The sequence below is a fragment of the Pseudomonas sp. CHM02 genome, from assembly GCF_000612585.1.
Classification (GTDB): Bacteria; Pseudomonadota; Gammaproteobacteria; order Pseudomonadales; family Pseudomonadaceae; genus Aquipseudomonas.
Genome location: NZ_JFCA01000018.1, coordinates 22,541 through 48,014, shown reverse-complemented (window position 1 = coordinate 48,014; position 25,474 = coordinate 22,541). Strand labels below are relative to the sequence as shown.

The following is a 25,474-nucleotide window of genomic DNA, read 5'->3' as shown; positions in this document are numbered from 1 at the left end:
TCAGCCATTTCGTAACACGCTGCCATCAATCAGCAGCGTCTTCGTGGAATTGATCACCCGGTTCAAAACACTCAGCTAGACCCTCCCAGACTTGCAAGGAGAGCTCGGCGGGCAGGTATTCACACCACAGCGAGAACTGAATCGATGACCATCACCCCCCGTTCGTCCGCCCTTTCGCCTCAAAACGCCCCACCGACCGTTCAGCGCGACACCAACGCGCCAAGGGCGGCTGACGTACCGCCCACCAGCCGCGCCGAGGGCGACAGCCAATTGGCGCAAAACCTGGCCAGCGCAGTGCACAAAGCGAAGGGTGACTGGCAGGCACCTGTTCAAGTCCCACCCTCTTCCACACTGGGTCAGTGGCGAACCCAATTGACCATCGCACTGAAAAACCCCGAGTTTCAACACTGGATAAAGGCCAAGGGGATCAAGCCTGAGAGCATTGCGATTTTCCCAGACACCGGCTCCATCATGGCGACGATCAACCATCAGCGCACCACCTTCACCCTCAACGATAATTCCGGATGGTCCACCGTCGCTGCTCCCATCTTGTCGGCAAGCAAGGTGATAGAAAGCGGCAGTGGTGACTCCATTCACTACCATGACGTTTTTCGCGAGACCATGGACCTGAGACACATAGCCTCCTTTTATGGCGTGCCGGCCTTGGGAGATGCGACGCTCAAAGAAATCGAACGCACTCGCACGTTTCCTCCAATTGCGCCGACAGATGCGCACAGGTCGCCCTCCGTACGCGGAGAAAAATCACTGGGCGAACAACAACAGGCCGTGGCCGCCATTTATCAGCGCAACAGCGCTAACCCTGTTCCGCCGGGTGAGGCGCAACTGGTGCAACTGTTCACCCGCGAATGGCAAAAGAAGCTGGAGGGTGGCCAACCAGGCTTGGTCAGCGTCCCGCTTCAAACCACATTGGGCCAATGGCTGGACTTTTATGGCGCCCTGCTGGAAACACCGGTGGTTAAAAACTGGATGCGCGAGCAGAACATTGATCCAGGCACCCTGAGAATCGTTCCGTCCACCGGCGCCATGTCGGCGATGGTCGACGGCAAAACGACAGCCTTCTCACTGACCGATAACTCGGGCTGGCGGCAAATCGCGGGCCCTTTGCTGGAAGCAGGCAAGGTTATCGCCCCCGCGCCCAAGCAGTCCTTGAGCGTGTCCTTTGACCAAGGTGTCGCTGCCGTCTCCTTGAAGGTGGTTGCCAAGTTTTATGGAGAACCCACCCCTGCCAACAGGGCCGCGTGCAAGCCGCGCATAGAGCAATTGAATCGGCAGAAAACTTTTGGCGCGCTGCCAAATGAACGGCAATCGGCAGACGCCCTTGAGACACTCAGGCGCAATGCCGAGAAGGCTTACGCCGTGGCGCCTGCCAAGCTCGCCTACACCCGCCTGGCAACCGGCCTGGCTAACGCTGTGCCCAATCCGCGCGCGCAAGCAAAGCAACTGGCAGAAAAAATACTCCGGGAACATCTGCCAAAGGAACAACTGGCCAAGCTTGAACCATTGGATGCAGACAAGCTTTACCTGAATCGTTTTCAGGGCGGCGTTTCATCCTCGACTGCACGGTCCGGGTGGGACCATCCAGGCGAAGAGCCCAAACGCTCACAAACGCTGACAGAGGCTGTTCTGAGTAATTTTACAGAACATGATTGGCTTCCCGGAGAGCTCGACAACAACGCCGGTATTTATATCGAAGGCCCAGGGCAGAGCACAAAGCAGGGCTACGGGGCACACAACGAAGTGGCTATCGACCCCTCGACCTTTATGCGAGGCGTATGGAAGGCCGACTTCCAGAGCGAGATCACCCGAAAAATAGAGACGTTCTGGAAGGAGCACGGTACTGACTACCGCACGATCTCAAAGGGGGAGTTCATCAATCAGGCGCGCCAGCAGCTCAAAGCCCAAGAGGCAAAAAGCGCCTCGGAGCGTGCATCGCAGGCCGACGAACATAAATTCACCCGATCTGACTATCAACTGGTGATGAACGCCGTCTCCAATGTCCCCGCGGGTGAAAACACCCCCGCCACCCTTGAGCAATTGCAGGCTCAAGCGCCAACAGAAGACAAGTTGCGCGCGCACGCCTTCGATATCAACGGTTGGCCCAGCAATATCATCCGCTTTGCGGACGCGAATGACGGCCAATACAACTACGAAAACAACCGCCGAGACGGCCGACAAATCCTCTATGTGCCTGGCGCCACGCCGGCGTTCTTGCGGTTTGATTCACTGAAGAAAATGGACGATTGGGTGGTCGAGCAAGCCAAGGACCCGAAAAAACGTGAAGCCCTGGCCTCGCACTTTTCTTTGTACAACCGCCAGGACCGTGGAGTGCTTGGCAAGTATGGCGTCGATTCTGCACTGGCCCACCTGGCCACTGGGAATTGGGATAACTGGGAAGGCAAAACCATCGACCGTCGCGACATCAAAATCGAGGGTGATGTCTTTACGCACCTGAGCGACGAAGCCAAGGACCGCATGACAAGTGACGCCGATACCGTGATCAAGTCCAACGGCGAAGTGACCCGGGATACTTGGCTCAATGACATTAGCGCAGGTGCGGAGCTACTGATCAAACTGGCGCCACTGGGCGCGCCTGCTGCCCTTGCGGCCCTTGGCACCAGCCTCACCGAGATGGCGCTGGGTTCGGAAAAATCCTATTCGGGCGACACACTGGCCGAACGCAAAGACGGGGCGTGGAAAACCTTCGATGGCGCCCTCAATACATTGTTTTCGGCACTCGCCGATGGGGGCCATGCAAAGGACCCGTTCGAACTGCCGGAAGAAGAGCTTCCTTCATCTCCCGCCGCGGGAACGAATGACATTCCAGAATCGACTCCCGGCAGTTCCGGTGGCACGCCGTCGCAGAATGAGGTGCCCGGCACAACGCCGTCACGCCAATCCTCCACAAGCCTCATTAAAATGAGCGAACACGCGTTGCCTGATGGAGAGGCATTAATCAGAAATGTCACCCCTGATGCATTGGGTGTTTATCGCGTCCAGGCCGCCGACGGACTGTACCGCCAGCTGGTTCGCTTTACCGATGAAATGGGCGATAACAAGGTATTTGAGCTCAAAGGCAATTACAAAACAGGCGATATGTTTGCTTCGATCATTAACCCCAAAACCGGCAGGGATGTGATGAAGGTCAATCCTGGCCGCAACGGAGAGTGGGGACGGGCGCCAGGAAATGGTGGGATAAAATGGCCGTGGGAACGCCCGGCGTCACCCACGCCAAGTAACGATCTGAAGACACCTCCCAAAGTTTCAGATGGCTTCGAAATCCTGGGCGATCCAAAAACAAGTGGCGCCGACAAATTTGACGAAATCTTCAAAAGCGATAGCACTGGTCACTATGAGCAATCGATCAATAACATTGAAGAGCACGGCGTCATTAAACAAAAACTCACGGTGACCTCGACGACCGAAGAAAAGAACTTTGAGGTTTACCCAAGCGAAAGAGCACAGCCCAACGAACACAGTTCGACGGACTACTCGCCAAACTTTCTAAAAGACCTGAACCGTGACCGCTACACCGTCCAAATAAAGCAACCTGACGGCAGTTACACCACTGTCGAGTTGGATGCTACGGGAAGCGCGAACGGCGAAACATTGAGCAAGCGCCTGAAGCAATTCGAGGAGGCAATCCCCGACCCGGCCCTGCGCTCGCGTATATCCGAAGTCGCTCACCAGGCAAGTGTCGCCCCGACGTCGGTGGAGCTGAAAATGAACCAATTGCAGGACCATATCGGCTTCAGAGGCAAGGACACGCATTACACGATCATTTACGACCCGGCAGTTGGTCAAGCCCAAGTCAAATTTGAGGCAAAAATGACGCTGGTCGACTTGGATAAAGATGCTGCGCAAATTCCGAATGTCGAGGTCAGTGCGAAGAGAACCTTCCAGATTGGAGAAACCAACGAACTGCAGGACGATGCAAACCCTTACATCATTGATAAAAATGCACCCTTTACCTTGAGCACGACGGTAACTACAGACCTGAAATAGCTCGTGACTACCTGAAAAGCCACAACGGCGGTAACCTCGGTAACCGCCGTTTTGTGCCACTTCAGGGGTCTCCATGGAAAGAATCGCCTTAAAACCGCTCCTCCTCGCTGCCGGCCTGCTGGCCTTCATGCCAATGGCCCACGCCGCCAGCACCCTGGTCTACTGCTCCGAAGCCAGCCCCGCCGGCTTCGACCCCAGCCAGTACACCAGTGGCACCGATTTTGATGCTTCCGCCGAAACCGTGTTCAACCGCCTGACCCAGTTCAAGCGCGGCGGCACCGAAGTCGAACCAGGCCTGGCGACGAGCTGGGAGGTATCCAAAGACGGCCTGACCTACACCTTCCACCTGCGCGATGGCGTCAAGTTTCACACCACCGATTTCTTCACCCCTACCCGCGACTTCAACGCGGATGATGTGCTGTTTACCTTCAATCGCCTGCTGGATGCCGACAGTCCGTTCCGCAAGGCCTACCCCTCCGAGTCGCCGTACTTCACCGACATGGGCTTGAACACCACGATCAAGAGCGTCGACAAACTCGACGAACACACCGTGCGCTTCAACCTGAATAACGTCGATGCGTCATTTGTGCAGAACCTGGCGATGAGCTTCGCCTCGGTGCAATCCGCCGAGTACGCCGCTCAACTGTTGAAACAAGGCAAAGCCGAAGACATTAACCAGAAGCCTGTGGGCACCGGGCCGTTTGTGTTCAAGCGCTACCAGAAGGACTCGCAGATCCGCTACGTGGCCAACAAGCAGTATTGGAAACCCGAGGATGTGAAGCTCGATAACCTGGTGTTCGCCATCACCCCGGATGCCGCGTCGCGCCTGCAAAAGCTCAAGGCCGGCGAGTGCCAGGTCAGCGGTTACCCGCGCCCTGCCGACATTGAAGTGATGAAACAGGACCCGAACCTGCGCGTGCTGCAGCAAGCCGGTTTCAACCTGGGCTTCCTGGCCTACAACGTGACCCACCCGCCGCTGGACCAACTCAAGGTGCGCCAGGCCTTGGACATGGCCATCGACAAGCCGGCGATCATCAAGGCCGTGTACCAGGGCGCCGGGCAATTGGCGCAGAATGCGCTGCCTCCTGCGCAGTGGTCTTATGACCCCACCCTCAAGGATGCGCCTCACGATCCGACCAAAGCCCGTGCGCTACTAAAAGAAGCAGGGGTTGCACCAGGTACCACCCTCAACCTTTGGGCAATGACCGTACAACGTGCATCCAACCCGAACGCGCGCATGTCGGCACAAATGATCCAACAGGATTGGGAAAAGATTGGCATCAAGGCCAATATCGTCAGCTATGAGTGGGGCGAATACATCAAGCGCGCCAAAAATGGCGAACACGACGCCATGATTTATGGCTGGACGGGCGACAACGGCGACCCGGATAACTGGCTGGGCGTGCTCTACAGTTGTGCCGCGGTCAAGGGCAGCAACTATGCCAAATGGTGTAATCCGGCGTACGACAAACTCGTGCAACAGGCCAAGGTCAGCAGCGATCGCGAGCAGCGCATCAAGTGGTATCAACAGGCGCAGAAAATCCTTAAGGAACAGGTACCTATAACGCCTATTGCAAATTCGACGGTTTTCCAACCGCTGCGCAAGGAAGTGAAAGACTTCAAAATCAGCCCCTTCGGGCTGACGCCTTTCTACGGTGTGAGTCTAGATAAGTAACAGCAACGCCCCAACCGAGTGCGCTAGACGCCTCGGTTGGTCATTTTTGGTGCGACGCTTGCACCGAAAAAACCCTCAAAATATGCGCAAATATGTACAAACTTTCATAATTGCGACATTCCTGTACGTTCGTACCACTGTTTCACCCTCGTAACGGTTCAGCATCTTGCAATGGGTATGGCGCCTGCATAAGTATCCGCAGGCCGACTCACGAGGTCGCCCTCACCACCAAAAATGACAACAAATCATGAGGCCAACATGCTTAAACACGCAGTCATTCCGTTAATTGTTAGCGCTGGCCTTATGGCCGCAGCTCCTTTCGCCCAAGCGGCGACTAACCTGGTGTTCTGCTCCGAAGGGAGCCCGGCCGGTTTTGATCCAGGCCAGTACACCACCGGAACAGACTTCGATGCCTCGGCCGAAACCATGTTCAACCGCCTGACCCAGTTCGAACGCGGCGGCACCGCTGTGATTCCTGGGCTGGCCACCAGCTGGGACGTTTCCCCGGATGGCTTGACCTACACCTTCCACCTGCGTGATGGCGTCAAGTTCCACACCACCTCGTACTTCAAGCCGACCCGTACCTTCAATGCCGATGACGTGCTGTTCACGTTCAACCGCATGATCAACAAGGACGATCCGTTCCGCAAAGCCTACCCCACCGAGTTCCCGTACTTCACGGACATGGGGATGGACACCAACATCAAGAACATCGAGAAGGTCGATGAGCACACCGTCAAGTTCACCCTTGGCACTGTGGACGCCGCCTTCATCCAGAACCTGGCAATGAGCTTCGCTTCGATCCAGTCGGCTGAATACGCCGCCCAACTGCTGAAAGAAGGCAAACCCGCGGACATCAACCAGAAACCGGTCGGCACTGGCCCGTTCGTGTTCAAGAGCTACCAGAAAGACTCGAACATCCGCTACACCGGCAACAAGGACTACTGGAAACCTGAGGACGTGAAGATCGACAACCTGATCTTCGCCATCACCACCGACCCGTCGGTGCGTATCCAGAAGCTCAAGAAAAACGAATGCCAGATCACCCTGTTCCCACGTCCGGCCGACCTCAAGGCGCTGGAAGCCGACAAGGACCTGAAACTGCCGAACCAGGCCGGTTTCAACCTGGGCTACATCGCCTACAACGTCATGGACAAGGTCAAGGGCAGCGACCAGCCAAACCCGTTGGCTGACCTGCGCGTACGCCAGGCGCTGGACATGTCGGTGAACAAGCAGCAGATCATCGACTCCGTATACCAGGGCGCCGGTCAGTTGGCCGTGAACGCCATGCCACCGACCCAATGGTCGTATGACACCACCATCAAGGACGCCAAGTACGATCCCGAGAAAGCCAAGTCGCTGCTCAAGGAAGCCGGCGTCAAGGAAGGTACTGAAATCGTTCTGTGGGCCATGCCGGTTCAGCGTCCGTACAACCCGAACGCCAAGCTGATGGCAGAAATGCTGCAAAACGACTGGAAGAAGATCGGTCTCAACGTGAAGATCACCAGCTACGAGTGGGGCGAGTACATCAAGCGCTCCAAAGGTGGCGAGAACCAGGCCATGATCATTGGCTGGAGCGGTGACAATGGTGACCCGGACAACTGGCTGAACGTGCTGTTCGGCTGCGACTCGCTGTCCGGTAACAACTTCTCCAAATGGTGCGACAAGAAATTCGACGGCATCGTGAAAGAAGCCAAGGCTACATCGGACGTCGCCAAACGCACCGAGCTGTACAAGCAGGCGCAACATATCCTCAAAGATGCAGTCCCGATGACACCTATCGCGCACTCGACGGTGTATCAACCCATGCGCAACACCGTGCAGGACTTCAAGATCAGCCCGTTTGGCTTGAACTCCTTCTACGGCGTGAGCGTAAGCGGCAAGTAAGGAGCCTTGACGGCGACGTTTCATGACGTCGCCGTTATTGCATCCGCCTGGCCCGTAGGAAACAAACCACGTCCGCAATCGCTGCTTCCTACAGCAACGAATTGCGATGCGCGGCGCCGTTGCCTACAAGGTCAATCCAATTCGGCGCATTTACTGCGAAGTCCGCGACTCATAACGTTGTAGGACAGCGGAAGCTCCGAATTCGGAAAGGCACTTGCTGCGTGTGGGATCAGTGATGTCACCCTGGCTGTGCGCCAGGGTGATTGCTCGCTGATGACAAATACAAACAAGGATCGGGATCGTCATGCGCCATACCACCGTTCTATCCGCAATTTTTGCCACCAGCCTGCTGGCTGTGGCCACGATGGGCCAAGCCGCCGACAAGAAGAGCCTGGTGTTCTGCTCCGAAGGCAGCCCGGCAGGCTTCGACACCGCGCAATACACCACCGCCACTGACAACGATGCGGCCGAGCCGCTGTACAACCGTCTGGTTGAGTTTGAAAAGGGCGAAACAGGGGTCGTACCTGCGCTGGCAACCAAGTGGGATATTTCGCCAGATGGCCTGATCTACACCTTTCACCTGCGTGAAGGGGTGAAATTCCACAGCAACAAGGAATTCAAGCCGACGCGGGACTTCAATGCCGACGACGTGCTGTTCACCTTCAACCGCATGCTTGACCCTGACCACCCGTTTCGCAAGGCCTACCCCACCGAGTTTCCGTACTTCAACGGGATGAGCCTGAACAAGAACATTGCCAAGGTCGAAAAAACCGACCCGCACACCGTGGTGATCACCCTGAACACGGTAGACGCCGCGTTCATCCAGAACATCGCCATGAGTTTCGCCGCGATCCTGTCGGCTGAATATGCCGAGCAATTGCTCAAGGCCGGCAAGCCCAGCGACATCAACCAGAAACCGATCGGCACCGGCCCCTTCGTATTCCAGCGGTATCAGAAAGATTCGCAGATCCGCTATGCGGCCAACAAACAGTACTGGGACTCGAGCAAGGTCAAGCTGGACCAGTTGATTTTCGCCATCAACACCGACGCGTCGGTGCGGGTGCAGAAACTCAAGGCCGGCGAGTGCCAGGTCACGCTGCATCCGCGCCCGGCTGACGTCGACGCCCTCAAGGCCGACCCCAACCTGCAACTGCTGACCAAGCCGGGTTTCAACCTCGGCTACATCGCCTACAACGTGCGCCACAAGCCATTCGACCAGCTCGAAGTGCGCCAGGCGCTGGACATGGCGGTGAACAAGCAGAGCATCCTGAACGCGGTGTACCAGGGCGCCGGGCAATTGGCCGTCAATGCCATGCCACCGACGCAGTGGTCCTACGACGACAGCATCAAGGACGCCGCCTACAACCCGGAAAAAGCCAAGGAACTGCTCAAGGCCGCCGGCGTGAAGGAGGGCACCGAAATCACCCTGTGGGCGATGCCAGTACAACGGCCCTACAACCCCAACGCCAAGCTGATGGCCGAGATGCTGCAAAGCGACTGGGCCAAGATCGGCCTCAAGGTCAAGATCGTCAGCTACGAATGGGGCGAGTACATCAAGCGCACCAAGAACGGTGAGCACGATGTGAGCCTGATCGGCTGGACCGGCGACAACGGTGACCCGGACAATTGGCTGGGCACCCTCTACAGCTGCGACGCCATCGGCGGGAACAACTACTCCATGTGGTGTGACCCGGCGTACGACAAGCTGATCAAGCAAGCCAAGGTCGTGACCGACCGCGAACAAAGGACTGTTCTGTACAAACAGGCGCAGCAACTGCTCAAGCAGCAGGTGCCGATCACGCCAATCGCCCACTCGACGGTCAACCAGCCGTTAAGCGCCAAAGTCGAAGGGTTCAAGGTAAGCCCCTTCGGCCGCAACGTATTCTCGGGCGTCAGTATCAACCCATAAGAAAATAACCGGATTGCGCAGGGCGCCCCACGTCCTGCTGCAAACGCGCGGCCTTTTGTTGGGATTTTTCCTACGCCAAACGTTTGCAAGGGCTTGAACGAGTTACACACCCAATAGCCGGATCACCAAAAAAGACCGGCATTAAAAAGAGAACCAAAGGAGCTTCATCAATGAAACTGAGCAGCAAAGCGCTTCTGGCCCTGGCCATCAGCAGCATCACGGCCACCGCCTACGCTGAATCCGCCAGCCAGGACTTCGTGCCAACCACATTGGCCGGCACCAGCGCCCAAAGCGAGGCCAAAGGCTTTATCGAAGACTTCAGCCTGGGCGGCACTACCCGCAACTGGTACTCCCACGAAAGCAAATACCGTGGCGGCACCTTCGAGTACAAGAAGCACGGCCAAACCCTGACCGACCGTAACCGTACCAACTGGGTACAGGGCACTATCATCAACGCCAGCTCGGGTTTCACCCAGGGCACCGTGGGCGTGAAGACTGAATTGGCGGTGTACAACGCCTTGGTCCTGGACCGCAGCAAGCGTGACATCAAGGGCGGTTCCAACCGTACCCTGGCTGACTCCGACGGTGATGCAGTAGGCCAGTGGAGCAAACTGGGCCTGGCCAACGTGCAGTTCCGCGTATCGAACACCACCCTGACCGCCGGTCGCCAGAACTTCAGCAGCGGCATCGTCGACACCATCGGCAACCGTGCGCTGCCTTCGAGCTTCGAAGGTGTGAGCTTCAACAGCGAAGAGTTCAGCAACCTGTCGTTCCAGGGCGGCGTGTTTGACCGCGTTTCGCCACGTACCGAACAGAGCCTGTCGAAATTCCGTTCCGAATACGGCAATGGCGCGGAAACCGACAAGGTGTACACCCTGGGCGCGAACTACCAGCCGCTGAAGAGCCTGAAAACCAGCATCTTCGCCGCCAACGTGAAGGACTTCTGGAACCAGTACTACCTGGGCGTAACCCACGAGCTGGGTGATGCACAGCAACTGGCGCTGACCACCGGCTTCAACTACTACAAAACCGTCGATGAAGGCAAAAAAGAGATGGGGGAAATCGACAACGATACCTACTCCCTGTCCCTGGGCCTGGCCCACCAGGCTCACAGCCTGACCTTCTCCTACCAGCAAGTGAACGGTAACGAGTACTTCGACTACCTGCACGAAACCAACGGCATCTACCTGGCCAACTCCCTGACCTCTGACTTCAACGGTCCGAACGAGAAATCCTTCCAGATCGCCTACGGCATCAACATGGCCGAATACGGCGTGCCAGGCCTGAAGTTCAACGCCTACTCGGCGCGCGGCTGGGACATCGACGGTACCCACTACACCGGCAACGGTGGTCGGGCCAAGTTCGCCTATGACGGCATCCAGAAACAAGACGGCGAAAAACACCAGGAATACGGTGTAGGCGCCTCTTACGCCATCCAGAGCGGCGCTCTCAAGGCCACCACCGTACGCGCAACCTACGTTGAGCACCGTGGCAGCGAGTTCCAGTCCGACGGCAGCATCAAGGAACTCCGTCTGGTCACCACCATTCCGTTCAACATCCTTTAATCAGCGCCAGGTAGACGGCGGGCTCAGGACGAGCCCGCCGTCTACGCTTGTCTGGTCCCATCGATTGCAGAGGGCTCCGAATGAAATTGCTCCCACTACAAGCCGCCATGGCTGCCGCGCTGTTGAGCGTGGCGATCGGCGTTTCGGCCAAACCACTGGTGGTCTGCACCGAAGCCAGCCCGGAAGGTTTCGACCCGGTCCTGTACACCACGGCCGTGACCGCTGACGCCGCCGCTGAAACCATGTTCAACCGCCTGGTGGACTTCAAGCCCGGCACCACCGAAGTGATCCCCGCGCTGGCCAAAGACCTGCCCGAGATCAGCGCCGATGGCCTGACCTACACCTTTCACCTGCGTGACGACATCAAGTTCCACACCACCGACTACTTCAAACCCACGCGCAACCTGAATGCCGACGACGTGCTCTGGAGCTTCCAGCGCCAGCTGGACCCGAACCATCCGTGGCACAACAAGTCCCTCGTGGGCTACCCGTACTTCGAAAGCATGGGCTTCAAGGAACTGCTCAAGAGCGTCGAGAAGACCGACGACCACACCGTTGTCTTCACCCTGACCCGTCCTGAAGCACCGTTCCTGGCCGACCTGGGCATGGCATTCTCTTCAATCCATTCGAAGGAATACGCCGACCAGTTGCTCAAATCCGGCAAGACCGAAGACCTTAACGCCAAGCCCATCGGCACGGGCCCGTTCATCTTCACCCGTTATCAGAAAGACGCCCAGGCGCGGTTCAAGGCCAACCCCGACTACTTCCGTGGCAAACCGCAGGTAGACCCGCTGATCCTGGCGATCTCAACCGATAACAACGTGCGCCTGCAGAAACTCAAGGCCAACGAATGCCAGATCGCGTTGTTCCCCAAGCCCGATGACATTCCAAGCATCAAGAAAGACCCGAACCTGAAAGTCGATGAACTGGCGGCGATGACCACCAGTTACACCGCGCTGAACACCACCCACAAATACATGAGCGATGCGCGGGTCCGTCACGCGATCAACATCGCGTTCGACAAGGCCGGCTATACCGAAGCCCTGTTCGGCAAAGGCAATGCCGTGGTGGGCACCGGCCCTTATCCGCCGACCTTGCTGGGTTTCAGCGACAAGCTTAAAAACCCGACCCGCGATCTGGACAAGGCCCGTGCCCTGCTCAAGGAAGCCGGCGTACCGGAAGGCACTGAGTTCAGCCTGTTCACCCGTAACGGTGGCGGCCCGACCAACCCCAACCCGATGCTCGGCGCCCAGCGCATGCAGGCGGACCTGGCGCAGATCGGCCTGAAAGTGAATATCAAAGTCATGGAATGGGGCGAAATGCTCAAGCGTGCTAAAAACGGCGAGCACGACATGGTTTCGGCGGGCTGGGTCGGTGATAACGGCGACCCGGACAACTTCCTGACGCCAAACCTGAGTTGCGATGCAGCGAAAAACGGCGAAAACTACGCCCGCTGGTGTAACAAAGAGTTTCAAGACTTGATCGACAAGGCACGCGCTGTCGCTGAACCCGCCCAGCGTGCTGCACTCTATGAACAAGCACAGGACGTTTTCGATAAAGACCAACCATGGCTTCCCATGGCTTACCCGAAACTGTTCACCGCCATGCGCAAGAACGTAGAAGGCTTCACCCAAAGCCCTCTGGGTACAAATAACTTTGCCACTACCCAGGTGAAGTAAATAAGAAAAACGCTCGGCGCCGTCGCTGTTGACGGCGCCGAACCTGCCTAACCGGCTGATTGAGGTACACGACAAGATGTTTAGTTTTATTGCCCGCCGACTGGGGTTATTGATCCCCACGTTTTTCGGCATCACGTTGCTGACGTTTGCGTTGATTCGCATGATTCCCGGCGACCCCGTAGAAGTCATGATGGGCGAACGCCGCGTCGACCCCGAGATGCACGCACAGGCAATGGAACGCCTTGGCCTTAACAAGCCGCTGTATGCGCAATACCTGGATTACGTCGGCAAACTGGCCCAGGGTGACCTTGGCGAATCGCTGCGTACCCGCACCAGCGTGTGGACTGAATTCACCGCCCTCTTCCCGGCGACCCTGGAACTGTCCATGGCCGCCCTGCTGTTCGCCGGCATCCTGGGCCTGTTGGCCGGGGTGATCGCGGCCCTGAAGCGAGGATCCCTGTTCGACCATGGGGTGATGGGCATCTCCCTCGCGGGATATTCGATGCCGATCTTCTGGTGGGGCCTGATCCTGATCATGTTCTTCTCGGTAAGCCTGGGCTGGACCCCGGTTTCCGGACGTATCGACCTGCTCTACGACATCGAGCCGCGCACCGGCTTCATGCTGATCGACACCCTGCTGGCTGACGAGCCGGACGCCTTCTTCGACGCGCTGCACCACCTGATCCTGCCGGCCATCGTGCTCGGCACCATCCCGCTGGCGGTGATCGCGCGGATGACCCGTTCGTCGATGCTCGAAGTGCTGCGCGAAGACTACATCCGCACCGCCAAGGCCAAGGGCCTGTCGCCGACACGCGTCGTGTTCGTGCACGGCCTGCGTAATGCGCTGATCCCGGTACTGACCGTGGTCGGCCTGCAAGTCGGCACGCTGCTGGCCGGCGCGGTTTTGACCGAAACCATCTTCTCCTGGCCCGGCATCGGCAAATGGCTGATCGAAGCCATTGGCGCGCGGGACTACCCGGTGGTGCAGAACGGCATCCTGCTGATCGCCTGCCTGGTGATCCTGGTGAACTTCGTGGTGGATATCCTCTACGGCTTCGCCAACCCACGCATCCGTCACCAGCGCTGAGATCATGACCATGACCACACCTACTCAAGTGTCAGCAGTCGATCAAAGCCTGCTGTACCCGTCCCCGTACAAAGAATTCTGGCAAGCCTTCTCCAAGAACAAAGGCGCGGTTGCCGGCCTGCTGTTCATGTTGCTGATCGTGTTCTGCGCGATCTTTGCCCCGTGGGTTGCACCGCATAACCCAAGCGAGCAATACCGCGACTTCCTGCTGACCCCGCCGGCTTGGCTGGAGGGTGGGCAGATGCAGTTCCTGCTCGGCACCGATGAGCTGGGCCGTGACCTGCTCTCGCGTCTGATCCAGGGCTCGCGCCTGTCGTTGCTGATCGGCTTGTCGTCGGTGGTGATGTCGCTGATCCCGGGGATCCTGCTGGGTCTGTTCGCCGGGTTCTTCCCGCGCCTGCTCGGCCCGACCATCATGCGCCTGATGGACATCATGCTGGCCCTGCCGTCGCTGCTGCTGGCGGTTGCCATTGTCGCGATCCTCGGCCCTGGCCTGATCAACACCGTGATCGCCATCGCTATCGTGTCGCTGCCGTCCTATGTCCGTCTGACCCGCGCTGCGGTGATGGGCGAGCTGAACCGCGACTACGTGACTGCCGCCCGCCTGGCCGGTGCCGGCCTGCCGCGCCTGATGTTCATCACCGTGCTGCCTAACTGCATGGCGCCGCTGATCGTCCAGGCCACCCTGAGTTTCTCTTCGGCGATCCTCGATGCCGCGGCCCTGGGCTTCCTCGGCCTTGGCGTACAACCGCCAACCCCTGAGTGGGGCACCATGCTGGCCTCGGCCCGTGACTACATCGAACGCGCCTGGTGGGTGGTAAGCCTGCCTGGTTTGACCATTTTGCTCAGCGTGCTGGCAATCAACTTGATGGGCGACGGCCTGCGCGATGCGCTGGACCCGAAACTCAAGAACGCCGCCTGAGGAGATTCCCATGTCACTGTTAGAAATCAAGAATCTCAACGTCCGTTTCGGCGACAAGACCGCCGTACCGGTGGTCGATGGCCTCGACATTTCCGTCGACAAAGGCGAAGTACTGGCGATCGTTGGCGAGTCGGGCTCGGGTAAGTCCGTGACCATGATGGCGTTGATGGGCCTGATCGAGCACCCCGGCATCGTCACCGCCGATGCCCTGAACTTCGACGGCAAGGACATGCTCAAGTTGAGCAACCGCCAGCGCCGCCAGATCGTCGGCAAAGACCTGGCGATGGTGTTCCAGGACCCGATGACCGCGCTGAACCCCAGCTACACCGTGGGTTTCCAGATCGAAGAAGTGCTGCGCCTGCACCTGAAGATGTCCGGCAAGCAAGCGCGCAAGCGTGCCATCGAGCTGTTGGAAAAGGTTGAAATCCCGGGCGCTGCCAGCCGTATGGATGCTTACCCGCACCAACTGTCCGGCGGTATGAGCCAGCGCGTGGCAATCGCCATGGCGATTGCCGGCGAGCCGAAACTGCTGATCGCCGACGAACCGACCACTGCACTGGACGTAACGATTCAAGCGCAGATCATGGACCTGCTGCTGGCCCTGCAGAAAGAGCAGAACATGGGCCTGGTGCTGATCACCCACGACCTCGCGGTCGTGGCGGAAACCGCCCAGCGCGTGTGCGTGATGTACGCCGGCCAGGCTGTAGAGGTCGGCCAGGTGCCGCAGTTGTTCGACATTCCGGCGCACCCGTACAGCGAAGCCCTGCTCAAGGCGATCCCCGAGCACAGCCTGGGCGCCACGCGCCTGGCCACGCTGCCGGGTATCGTGCCCGGTCGTTATGACCGCCCACAGGGTTGCCTGCTGTCACCGCGCTGCCCGTATGTGCAGGAATCCTGCCGCGCCCAGCGACCTGGGCTTGACCCGAAAAGCAACAGCCTTGCGCGCTGCTTCTACCCCTTGAACCAGGAGGTGGCGTAATGGCCGTCGTTCTTACTGCCCGCGACCTGACCCGTCACTACGAAGTGTCCCGTGGCCTGTTCAAGGGCCACGCCACCGTGCGTGCCCTCAATGGTGTGTCCTTCGAGCTGGAAGCCGGCAAGACCCTCGCCGTGGTAGGCGAGTCGGGTTGCGGCAAATCCACCCTGGCCCGTGCGCTCACATTGATTGAAGAGCCGTCTTCCGGTTCGTTGAAAATCGCCGGCCAGGAAGTTGCCGGCGCCGACAAAGCCCAGCGCAAGCAATTGCGCAAAGACGTGCAGATGGTGTTCCAGAGCCCGTACGCCTCGCTGAACCCTCGGCAGAAAGTCGGTGATCAACTGGGCGAACCGCTGCTGATCAACACCAACCTGTCCGCCGCCGAACGCCGCGAGAAAGTGCAGGCGATGATGAAGCAAGTGGGCCTGCGCCCTGAGCATTATCAGCGCTACCCACACATGTTCTCCGGTGGCCAGCGCCAGCGAATCGCCCTGGCCCGCGCCATGATGCTGCAACCGAAGGTGCTGGTGGCGGATGAACCGACCTCCGCACTGGACGTGTCGATCCAGGCCCAGGTGCTCAACCTGTTCATGGACCTGCAGCAGGAGTTCAACACGGCCTACGTGTTCATCTCCCACAACCTGGCAGTGGTGCAGCACGTTGCCGATGATGTGATGGTGATGTACCTCGGCCGCCCGGTGGAAGTGGGTCCCAAGGAAGACATCTACGCGCGTCCCCTGCACCCGTATACCCAGGCGCTGCTGTCGGCCACCCCGACCATCCACCCGGACCCGAACAAGCCGAAGATCAAGATCGTCGGCGAGTTGCCCAACCCACTGAACCCACCGCCTGGCTGTGCGTTCCACAAGCGCTGCCCGTATGCGACGGCGCGGTGCAGCACTGAAGAGCCGCAGTTGCGCGCCCTGGATAACCGTCAGGTGGCATGCCACTACGCGGAGCAATTCGTGGCTTGAGGCAAACACCGCGCCCTGTAGGAGGGACGTGGCAGTAATGAGTTCTACAACCCTTCCCACCCGGTTGCGCATCAGCCGGGTGGGAGGGGTTTTCTTTTGGCTAAAACCTACGTTTGGCTGTCGCCATCATCGTCGTCCGGATCGTCACTGTCCGGCTCGTTCGTGGTGGAATCATCATCGTCCTTGCTGCCGCCCTGGTCCTTGTCCCCAGGCTCGGCTTCCGACTTGGCCAGCAGCAGCCCCGCATCATGCGACGCCGAAAAGCTCGCCTGACCGCTCTGCACCGGGTTATGGGCCCAGGCCGCCGACATTCCCAAAGACATCAGCACCAGCACCTTTATCAACAGCACTACTCGTTGAAAAATACTCATGGTCGATTTCCGTCCAGTCAGTAGATGAAACCCGTACGACAGTGATCCACCGTCGCCAGTCCTTGAAGCTAGTTGTGATACCGGGTTTGCGCCAGCTCTCAGGTGTCACCGTCATCATAGGTTTCGCTGTCTTCCCCTTCGTTGTAGGGGTTTTCCGCATCCTCCTTGGGCGCCGGTTGGGCCTGTGGCTGCCAACTACCGGAGTTGACCTCCTGCTGTTTTTTCTTGGTGACAGGGCCGGTGTCTTTCCATTGGGGTGTGCCGGCGTCGGCCAGGGCGTGGGTGGTAGGGAGTAGCAGGCCCGTTAGCAGAACCAGATGGATGGCGTGTTTAAGACTCGGCACTGGGGGCTCCTTCTCAGTCGTTGGGTAAAAACTAGACCCGAAGCATGATTCTCACCAATCTCCAGCCGAGTGGAGATCAAACTGTGGGAGCGGGCTTGCTCGCGAATGCGGTGTGTCATTCACAGCATAGGCTGGCTGATCCACCGCTTTCGCGAGCAAGCCCGCTCCCACATTTGATGTGAATTGCCCATGAAAAAGGGTGAAGCCATCACAGCTTCACCCTTCTATTTACCGCTCAGACCTTAATGGTGTTCGCGGGTCGCGCGGAACTTCACATCCGGCCAGCGCTCTTCCATCAGCGCCAGATTGACCCGGGTCGGGGCCAGGTAGGTCAGGTGACCGCCGCCGTCGAGCGCGAGGTTTTCCACGGCCTTGTTGGAGAACTCTTCCAGCTTCTTCTTATCGCTGCACTCGATCCAGCGCGCGGAATAAACGGTGATCGGCTCGTAGGAGCATTCGACCTTGTATTCCTCTTTCAGGCGGCTGGCGACCACATCGAACTGCAGCACGCCGACGGCGCCGAGGATGATGTCGTTGCTGCGCTCGGGGAAGAACACCTGGGTGGCGCCCTCTTCCGCGAGTTGCTGCAGGCCCTGGCGCAGTTGCTTGGATTTGAGCGGGTCACGCAGACGCACGCGGCGGAACAGTTCCGGGGCGAAGTGCGGGATGCCGGTGAAGCCCAGCGCTTCGCCTTCGGTGAAGGTGTCGCCGATCTGGATGGTGCCGTGGTTGTGCAGGCCGATGATGTCGCCAGCGTAGGCTTCTTCAAGTTGCTCACGCTCGGAGGAGAAGAACGTCAAGGCGTCGCCGATGCGCACGTCCTTGCCGGTGCGCACGTGGCGCATCTTCATGCCTTTTTCGTATTTGCCGGAGCAGATACGCATGAAGGCGATACGGTCGCGGTGCTTGGGGTCCATGTTCGCCTGGATCTTGAACACGAAGCCCGAGAACTTTTCTTCCACCGGCTCCACGGTACGCTCGTTGGCGACACGGGCCAGCGGGCGCGGCGCCCAGTCGACGACGGCGTCGAGTACGTGGTCGACCCCGAAGTTGCCCAGGGCGGTCCCGAAGAACACCGGGGTCAGTTGGCCGTCGAGGAATTCCTGCTGGTTGAACTCATGGCAGGCGCCTTGAACCAGTTCCAACTGGTCGACAAAACGGTCGTACTCGTCACCCAGGTGGGCGCGGGCTTCGTCGGAGTCGAGTTTCTCGATGATCTTGGTTTCGGTGCGCTCGTGACCGTGGCCGGCGGTGTAGACAATGATGTAGTCGTCGGCCAGGTGGTACACACCCTTGAAGTCGCGGTAGCAACCGATCGGCCAAGTGATCGGCGCGGCCTTGATCTTCAGGACCGCTTCGATTTCATCCAGCAACTCGATCGGGTCGCGGATATCGCGGTCGAGTTTGTTGATGAAGCTGACGATCGGCGTGTCACGCAGACGGCACACGTCCATCAGCGCGATGGTGCGTGGCTCGACGCCTTTACCGCCGTCGAGGACCATCAGCGCCGAGTCCACTGCGGTCAGGGTGCGGTAGGTGTCTTCGGAGAAGTCTTCGTGGCCCGGGGTGTCGAGCAGGTTGACCATGTGGTCGCGATACGGGAACTGCATGACCGACGTGGTAATGGAGATACCCCGTTGTTTTTCCATTTCCATCCAGTCGGAGGTGGCATGGCGGTCGGATTTGCGGGATTTCACCGTGCCGGCCACTGCGATTGCCTTGCCCATCAGCAAGAGCTTCTCGGTGATGGTGGTTTTACCGGCATCGGGGTGGGAAATAATGGCGAAAGTGCGGCGTTTCGCGACTTCGGCGGCCTGGTGGGTCATGGGAAATCGCCTGGCAGGTGAGTCAAAAAAGGGCAGCGAGTATAGCGCAAACCCGGGGAGCCAGACCACCGTTCACCCCATTGGGGGTGGCTAAATGCTGCCAAGTGTGGAACCTTTTAAAAGGTAGAGACGTCCACTCCCCTGCTACCGCACTCGGAACAGGGGCTGATAAATCAGCAAGTTAGCCTGACGAGGCTGCGCTCATGGCTCGATCGCATACCGCGTTGCCGGTATCGGCGAGCTGCTTTTCGCGAACTCATTCGCCGACAGCCAGGAATGGCATTGCCGCTCGGAAATGTGTTCGCCGACAAAAGAAAAAAGGAGTCCGCCTGTGGCTATTCGCTATGGCAAAGGGCTGATAGGAGGAGCGGTTGTCGTCGCCCTCTTGGCCCTGCTGGTCCACTGGATCGGCATCAACACGATCGAACTGTACCGCGACGATTTGTTGTTTTACCTGCAAGCTCATCTGATCCTCGTTCTTGTCTCCATGCTGGCCGCCCTCGTTGTGGGCATCCCCGCCGGTATCCTGCTCAGCCGACCGAACATGGTCGGGCGCGCAGAACGCTTCATGCAGATCTTCAACATCGGCAACACCGTCCCACCCCTGGCCGTACTGGCCATCGCCCTCGGCGTCCTTGGCATCGGCAGCGGCCCGGCCATCTTCGCGCTGTTCCTCGCCTCCCTCCTGCCCATCGTGCGCAACACCTATGAAGGGTTGAAAAACGTACAGGGCTCCCTGAAAGAAGCCGCCACCGGCATCGGCATGACGCCGCGCCAGGTGCTGTTTCGCGTGGAATTGCCCAACGCCGTGCCGATCATCATCGGTGGCGTGCGCGTGGCCCTGGCGATCAACGTCGGCACCGCGCCGCTGGCGTTCCTGATCGGCGCCAACAGCCTGGGCAGCCTGATCTTCCCCGGCATCGCCCTGAACAATCAGCCGCAATTGCTGCTTGGCGCCGCGTGCACCGCGTTGCTGGCATTGCTGCTTGACGGTCTGGTGACCATGGCCAGCCGCCTCTGGCTGGAACGCGGGTTGCGTCCGTCTTAAGGCTTGGCAAAGGAAATCACATGAAAAGACTGACCCTGATATTGAGCTGCGTCCTGCTGTTTGCAGGCATTGCGCAAGCTGCCGAAAAACCTGTGATCCGCATCGGCGCCCGGGTGTTCACCGAACAGACCCTGCTGGCCGAAATCACGTCCCAGTACCTGCGCACCAAAGGCTACGACGCCCGAGTGACCGGCGGCCTGGGCAGCAACCTGGCGCGCAGTGCCCAGGAAAGCGGGCAACTGGACCTGATCTGGGAATACACCGGCGTGTCGCTGGTGGCCTACAACCATGTCGACGAGAAACTCGACAGCGAACAGTCCTACGCTCGGGTGAAAGAACTCGACGCGAAAAAAGGCCTGGTCTGGCTCTCCCCATCGCGCTTCAGCAACACCTACGCCCTGGCCCTGCCCGAGAACGTGGCCAAGGAATTCCCGCAGATCAACAGCATCAGCGACTTGACCCAAGCCCTGGCAGAGAAAACCAAAAGCACGCGCCTGGTGGCCCTGGACACCGAGTTCGCCAACCGTTCCGACGGCATGGGCGGCATGGTCAAGCTGTATGACATGAACCTCACGCGCAAAAACACCCGGCAGATGGACGCCGGCCTGGTCTACACCGCCCTGCGTAACGGCCAAGTGTTCGCCGGTTTGGTCTACACCACCGACGGTCGTCTGAACGCCTTCAAATTGAAGCTGCTGGAAGACGACAAGCACTACTTCCCGGACTACACCGCCGCACCGGTGATCCGCCAGGAGTATCTCGACCAGCATCCAAAACTGGCGGCTGAACTGAAACCGCTGGCCGACCTGTTCGACGACGAAACCATGCGCCAGCTGAACGCGCGCGTCGACGTCGACCATGAAAGCCCTTCCGCTGTTGCCGCCGATTTCCTGCGCCAACATCCCATCAATCAATAAGAGGAGAAGACATGGAATTCCTGAACGCCTTTTCCCATCTTGATTGGGCCCAAGTCCTGCACCTGACCGGGCAACACATCACCCTGGTCGGCATCGCCGTGATCCTCGCGATCCTGATCGGCGTGCCCCTGGGCATCTTGATGACACGCTTCCCGACCCTCGCCGGCCCGCTGCAAGCCAGCGCCACGGTGTTGCTGACCGTGCCGTCCATCGCCCTGTTCGGCCTGCTGTTGCCGTTCTACTCCAAGTTCGGCCAGGGCCTGGGGCCGATGCCGGCGATCACCGCCGTGTTCCTCTACTCCCTGCTGCCGATCATGCGTAACACCTACCTCGCCCTCACCGGCGTCGAGCCGGGCATTCGCGAAGCCGCACGCGGCATCGGCATGACCTTCGGCCAGCGCCTGCGCATGGTCGAACTGCCCATCGCCGTGCCGGTGATCCTCGCCGGCGTGCGCACCGCCGTTGTGATGAACATTGGTGTGATGACCATCGCCGCCACCATCGGCGCCGGTGGCCTGGGTGTACTTATTCTGGCTTCCATCAGCCGCAGCGACATGTCGATGCTGATCGTCGGCGCCGTGCTGGTCAGTCTCCTGGCCATCTTCGCCGACCTGCTTCTGCAATGGCTGCAACGCTCGCTGACTCCAAAAGGACTGCTCAAATGATCGAACTTCAAAACCTGACCAAGACTTTTCAAAGCAACGGCAAGACTGTTTCCGCCGTCAACGACGTAAGCCTGACCGTCAATGAAGGCGAGATTTGCGTATTCCTCGGTCCGTCGGGCTGCGGCAAGAGCACCACGCTGAAGATGATCAACCGCCTGATCAAGCCCACTTCGGGCAAGATCTTGATCAACGGCGAAGACACCACTGATCTCGACGAAGTAACCCTGCGTCGCAACATCGGCTATGTGATCCAGCAGATCGGCCTGTTCCCGAACATGACCATCGAGGAAAACATCGTGGTGGTGCCCAAGCTGCTCGGCTGGGACAAGCAGAAATGCCACGACCGCGCCCGCGAGTTGATGAGCATGATCAAGCTGGAGCCCAAGCAGTACCTGCATCGCTACCCGCGTGAGCTGTCCGGTGGCCAGCAACAGCGTATCGGTGTGATCCGCGCACTGGCGGCCGATGCGCCGCTGCTGTTGATGGATGAGCCGTTCGGCGCGGTCGACCCGATCAACCGCGAGATGATCCAGAACGAATTCTTCGAGATGCAGCGCGCGCTGAACAAGACTGTGATCATGGTCAGCCACGACATCGACGAAGCCATCAAGCTGGGTGACAAGATCGCGATCTTCCGTGCCGGCAAGCTGTTGCAGATCGATCACCCGGACACCCTGCTTGCGCACCCGGCCGACGAGTTCGTCAGCAACTTCGTGGGCCAGGACAGCACCCTCAAGCGTCTGCTGCTGGTGAAAGCCGAAGACGCGGCGGACAACGCCCCGTCAGTCAGCCCGGAAACCCCGGTGGCCGATGCGCTGGAGTTGATGGACGAACATGACCGCCGCTACGTAGTGGTCACCTGTGCCGAGAACAAAGCGCTGGGTTATGTACGACGTCGCGACCTGCACCGTCAGACCGGTACGTGCGGCCAGTACCTGCGCGAGTTCAACGCCACGGCGGCGTACGACGAGCATTTGCGCATCCTGCTGTCACGCATGTACGAGTTCAACCGCTCGTGGTTGCCGGTGATGGATGCGGAGCGGGTGTTCCTCGGGGAAGTGACCCAGGAGTCGATTGCCGAGTACCTGAGCTCCGGTAAGTCGCGTGGGGGCAAGACCAGTATTGTTTCGCCTGCCGAGACGGCCCTGGCCTGATAAATCGTTATCGCCGGCAAGCCGGCTCCTACAGTGGGCATATATTTCCTGTTGGAATGCATTCCCTGTGGGAGCCGGGCTTGCCCGCGATGCAGGCACCACAAATCCCATCGATTTGCCCCGTCCGGGGAACATCAATCCGTCACACCTGTCGGTTACATAAGTAGCTGCACGTGGCTCCGCGACGAACGCGTGCAAAAACGCGACATTTTTAGTTGATCTATGGCCCCTCACGTCCTAAAGTTCGCGCCGAACGTCCATGCTGGAAACGATCCATCCGGCTCAAGTACTGACGACGAGACAGCAAGGCCAAGGGAAGCGGTTATTCCCATGGCCTTTTTGCTTTCGGCGACATGCCTTGGGAAGTAGGCGAACCAAAGTGGGGATACGGAGGACGTTCATTTGCACCCATTGATCAAATTAGTTTGCCCTTAGGAGTTCCCAGCATGTCGATCAACGTCGAAGATTATTTCGCGCGCGCCACTTTTGACAAAATGAAGGCGTTCGCCGACAAGCAAGAAACCCCGTTCGTGGTGATCGACACCGCGATGATCAGCCAGGCCTACGATGACCTGCGCGCCGGTTTCGAATTCGCCAAGGTGTATTACGCGGTCAAGGCCAACCCGGCCGTCGAGATCATCGACCTGTTGAAAGACAAGGGTTCGAGCTTCGACATCGCCTCGATCTACGAGCTGGACAAGGTACTGGGCCGCGGCGTCAGCCCCGACCGTATCAGCTACGGCAACACCATCAAGAAATCCAAGGACATCCGCTACTTCTACGAGAAAGGCGTGCGCCTGTTCTCCACCGACTCCGAAGCCGACCTGCGCAACATCGCCAAGGCCGCGCCGGGCTCGAAAGTGTATGTGCGTATCCTCACCGAAGGCTCCACCACCGCTGACTGGCCGTTGTCGCGCAAATTCGGCTGCCAGACCGACATGGCCATGGACCTGCTGATCCTCGCCCGTGACCTGGGCCTGGTGCCTTACGGCATCTCGTTCCACGTCGGTTCGCAACAGCGCGACATCAGCGTGTGGGACGCGGCGATCGCCAAGGTCAAAGTGATCTTCGAACGCCTGAAGGAAGAAGACGGCATCCACCTCAAGCTGATCAATATGGGCGGCGGCTTCCCGGCCAACTACATCACTCGCACCAACAGCCTGGAAACCTACGCCGAGGAAATCATCCGTTTCCTCAAGGAAGATTTCGGCGACGACCTGCCGGAAATCATCTTGGAGCCGGGCCGTTCGTTGATCGCCAACGCCGGTATCCTGGTCAGCGAAGTGGTGCTGGTGGCGCGTAAATCCCGCACCGCCGTCGAGCGTTGGGTGTACACGGATGTGGGCAAGTTCTCCGGCCTGATCGAAACCATGGACGAAGCCATCAAGTTCCCGATCTGGACCGAGAAGAAAGGCGAGATGGAAGAAGTGGTCATCGCCGGCCCGACCTGTGACAGCGCCGACATCATGTACGAGAACTACAAGTACGGCCTGCCACTGAACCTGGCGATTGGTGACCGCTTGTACTGGCTGTCGACCGGTGCCTACACCACCAGCTACAGCGCGGTTGAATTCAATGGCTTCCCGCCGCTGAAATCGTTCTACGTCTGATCATCCCGCCCGGGAACGATCACCCTCTGTAGGCGCCGGCTTGCCGGCGATGGCGTCCTTAAAATCGCCATCGTCGGCAAGCCGGCGCCTACGGGTTGAGGTGCATAGCGCGACCTTTGTATATTTCGGCCATCGCGCGGATTTGCGCATTGTCTGCCGCCTCCAACGCCTTCTGCGCCGTCCGCAAAAACTTCAAATTCCCGCCCGCCAATGCCTCTCGCAACCACTCCAACGCCACATCAATCTGACCTCTGTCCGCCAGCACTGCCGCATAACTGAACTGCCCGCGAAAATCCCCGCCTTCGGCTGAACGTCGATACCACGCCTCGGCAGCCTCCAGATCCCTTGGGCAAAATTGCCCTTCTTCCAGATAACGCCCCAACAGGTTCATCGACTTGGCATGCCCCTGCTCGGCTGCCTGGCGATAAAGGGTCAACGCTTGTGGCTGATCCTCGGCGGCACCACGCCCGGTGGCGAGCAAATTGGCGTAGTTGTATTGCGCCCAATCCAGGCCCGCCTCGGCAGCTTGCTGGTATTCCCGAGCCGCCGCCGCCTCGTCGACGGCGCAGCCCCAGCCATGCTCCAGGCAACGCCCGGCCATATTGCGTGCCATCAGGTGACCGCCCTTTGCCGCGATCTGGAACCAGCGCAAGGCCAACGCCTCGTCGCGTGCAATGCCGCGCCCTTCCAGCAGGATCTGCCCGAGCAAGGCCTGGGCATCGACCACGCCCTCCTTGGCCGCCATCAGGATCGCCTGGGCTGCGCGCACCGGGGAGTCGTCGAGCATGCTTTGCAGTTGCTCGACATTGAGTACTTCTTCACGGCGCACTAAAAAGCCCAAC

19 protein-coding genes are annotated in these 25,474 nt (G+C 59.1%); 15 read left to right on the top strand and 4 right to left on the bottom strand.

The features are described 5' to 3' along the window. Positions 1 to 144 precede the first annotated feature (144 nt). The 10 genes from BM70_RS31865 to BM70_RS0112050 all read left to right on the top strand — a co-directional run bounded on the left by BM70_RS31865 (position 145) and on the right by BM70_RS0112050 (position 16,697). Complete coding sequence (locus BM70_RS31865; protein WP_025856272.1) at positions 145 to 4,023, top strand: dermonecrotic toxin domain-containing protein; 3,879 nt, start codon at positions 145 to 147, stop codon at positions 4,021 to 4,023. 73 nt (positions 4,024 to 4,096) lie between these two features. Then, positions 4,097 to 5,698, top strand: a complete 1,602-nt coding sequence (locus tag BM70_RS0112090; protein ID WP_025856271.1) for an ABC transporter substrate-binding protein — start codon at positions 4,097 to 4,099, stop codon at positions 5,696 to 5,698. Between the two features lie 258 nt (positions 5,699 to 5,956). Next, positions 5,957 to 7,585, top strand: coding sequence for an ABC transporter substrate-binding protein (locus tag BM70_RS0112085; protein WP_025856270.1), 1,629 nt, complete (start codon positions 5,957 to 5,959; stop codon positions 7,583 to 7,585). A gap of 304 nt (positions 7,586 to 7,889) precedes the next feature. Then, on the top strand, positions 7,890 to 9,494 hold the full coding sequence (locus tag BM70_RS0112080; protein ID WP_025856269.1) for an ABC transporter substrate-binding protein: 1,605 nt from the start codon (positions 7,890 to 7,892) through the stop codon (positions 9,492 to 9,494). A gap of 170 nt (positions 9,495 to 9,664) precedes the next feature. Next, positions 9,665 to 11,059 (top strand): OprD family outer membrane porin, encoded by a 1,395-nt coding sequence (locus BM70_RS0112075; RefSeq protein WP_025856268.1) that lies wholly within the window; start codon positions 9,665 to 9,667, stop codon positions 11,057 to 11,059. An 80-nt stretch (positions 11,060 to 11,139) separates the two neighbouring features. After that, positions 11,140 to 12,738 carry an ABC transporter substrate-binding protein gene (locus BM70_RS0112070; protein ID WP_025856267.1) on the top strand — a complete coding sequence of 533 codons (1,599 nt, stop codon included), beginning with the start codon at positions 11,140 to 11,142 and terminating at the stop codon, positions 12,736 to 12,738. A gap of 76 nt (positions 12,739 to 12,814) precedes the next feature. Continuing rightward, positions 12,815 to 13,825, top strand: coding sequence for an ABC transporter permease subunit (locus BM70_RS0112065; RefSeq protein WP_025856266.1), 1,011 nt, complete (start codon positions 12,815 to 12,817; stop codon positions 13,823 to 13,825). Between the two features lie 10 nt (positions 13,826 to 13,835). Beyond that, complete coding sequence (locus BM70_RS0112060; RefSeq protein WP_003188486.1) at positions 13,836 to 14,747, top strand: ABC transporter permease subunit; 912 nt, start codon at positions 13,836 to 13,838, stop codon at positions 14,745 to 14,747. A gap of 10 nt (positions 14,748 to 14,757) precedes the next feature. Continuing rightward, on the top strand, positions 14,758 to 15,726 hold the full coding sequence (locus tag BM70_RS0112055) for an ABC transporter ATP-binding protein (protein WP_008437263.1): 969 nt from the start codon (positions 14,758 to 14,760) through the stop codon (positions 15,724 to 15,726). Continuing rightward, positions 15,726 to 16,697: a peptide ABC transporter ATP-binding protein gene (locus BM70_RS0112050; protein WP_025856265.1), complete on the top strand. Its 972-nt coding sequence runs from the start codon at positions 15,726 to 15,728 to the stop codon at positions 16,695 to 16,697. Before BM70_RS0112055 ends, BM70_RS0112050 begins: the two co-directional genes overlap by 1 nt. A 107-nt stretch (positions 16,698 to 16,804) precedes the next feature. Here BM70_RS0112050 and BM70_RS0112045 read toward each other — a convergent pair whose 3' ends face one another. The 3 genes from BM70_RS0112045 to BM70_RS0112035 form a co-directional block, all read right to left on the bottom strand. Then, positions 16,805 to 17,068, bottom strand: a complete 264-nt coding sequence (locus BM70_RS0112045) for a hypothetical protein (protein ID WP_025856264.1) — start codon at positions 17,066 to 17,068, stop codon at positions 16,805 to 16,807. Positions 17,069 to 17,166: 98 nt separating this feature from the next. Then, positions 17,167 to 17,412 carry a hypothetical protein gene (locus BM70_RS0112040; RefSeq protein WP_025856263.1) on the bottom strand — a complete coding sequence of 82 codons (246 nt, stop codon included), beginning with the start codon at positions 17,410 to 17,412 and terminating at the stop codon, positions 17,167 to 17,169. A gap of 242 nt (positions 17,413 to 17,654) precedes the next feature. Further along, positions 17,655 to 19,238, bottom strand: coding sequence for a peptide chain release factor 3 (locus tag BM70_RS0112035; protein ID WP_025856262.1), 1,584 nt, complete (start codon positions 19,236 to 19,238; stop codon positions 17,655 to 17,657). Between the two features lie 331 nt (positions 19,239 to 19,569). Here BM70_RS0112035 and BM70_RS0112030 point away from each other — a divergent pair, with 331 nt between their 5' ends. The 5 genes from BM70_RS0112030 (at position 19,570) to BM70_RS0112010 (ending at position 24,632) form a co-directional block, all read left to right on the top strand. Then, positions 19,570 to 20,286: an ABC transporter permease gene (locus tag BM70_RS0112030; protein WP_025856261.1), complete on the top strand. Its 717-nt coding sequence runs from the start codon at positions 19,570 to 19,572 to the stop codon at positions 20,284 to 20,286. A 20-nt stretch (positions 20,287 to 20,306) separates the two neighbouring features. After that, the gene (locus BM70_RS0112025) at positions 20,307 to 21,203 is read left to right on the top strand and encodes a glycine betaine ABC transporter substrate-binding protein (protein ID WP_025856260.1); all 897 of its coding nucleotides are present in this window, start codon (positions 20,307 to 20,309) and stop codon (positions 21,201 to 21,203) included. Between the two features lie 11 nt (positions 21,204 to 21,214). Beyond that, the gene (locus BM70_RS0112020; RefSeq protein ID WP_016971596.1) at positions 21,215 to 21,868 is read left to right on the top strand and encodes an ABC transporter permease; all 654 of its coding nucleotides are present in this window, start codon (positions 21,215 to 21,217) and stop codon (positions 21,866 to 21,868) included. Beyond that, complete coding sequence (locus tag BM70_RS0112015; RefSeq protein WP_025856259.1) at positions 21,865 to 23,022, top strand: betaine/proline/choline family ABC transporter ATP-binding protein; 1,158 nt, start codon at positions 21,865 to 21,867, stop codon at positions 23,020 to 23,022. The genes BM70_RS0112020 and BM70_RS0112015 overlap by 4 nt, the downstream gene beginning before the upstream one ends. 446 nt (positions 23,023 to 23,468) lie before the next feature. Beyond that, complete coding sequence (locus BM70_RS0112010; RefSeq protein ID WP_025856258.1) at positions 23,469 to 24,632, top strand: type III PLP-dependent enzyme; 1,164 nt, start codon at positions 23,469 to 23,471, stop codon at positions 24,630 to 24,632. 88 nt (positions 24,633 to 24,720) lie between these two features. Here BM70_RS0112010 and BM70_RS0112005 read toward each other — a convergent pair whose 3' ends face one another. Continuing rightward, positions 24,721 to 25,473 (bottom strand): tetratricopeptide repeat protein, encoded by a 753-nt coding sequence (locus BM70_RS0112005; protein ID WP_025856256.1) that lies wholly within the window; start codon positions 25,471 to 25,473, stop codon positions 24,721 to 24,723. Position 25,474 lies beyond the last annotated feature (1 nt).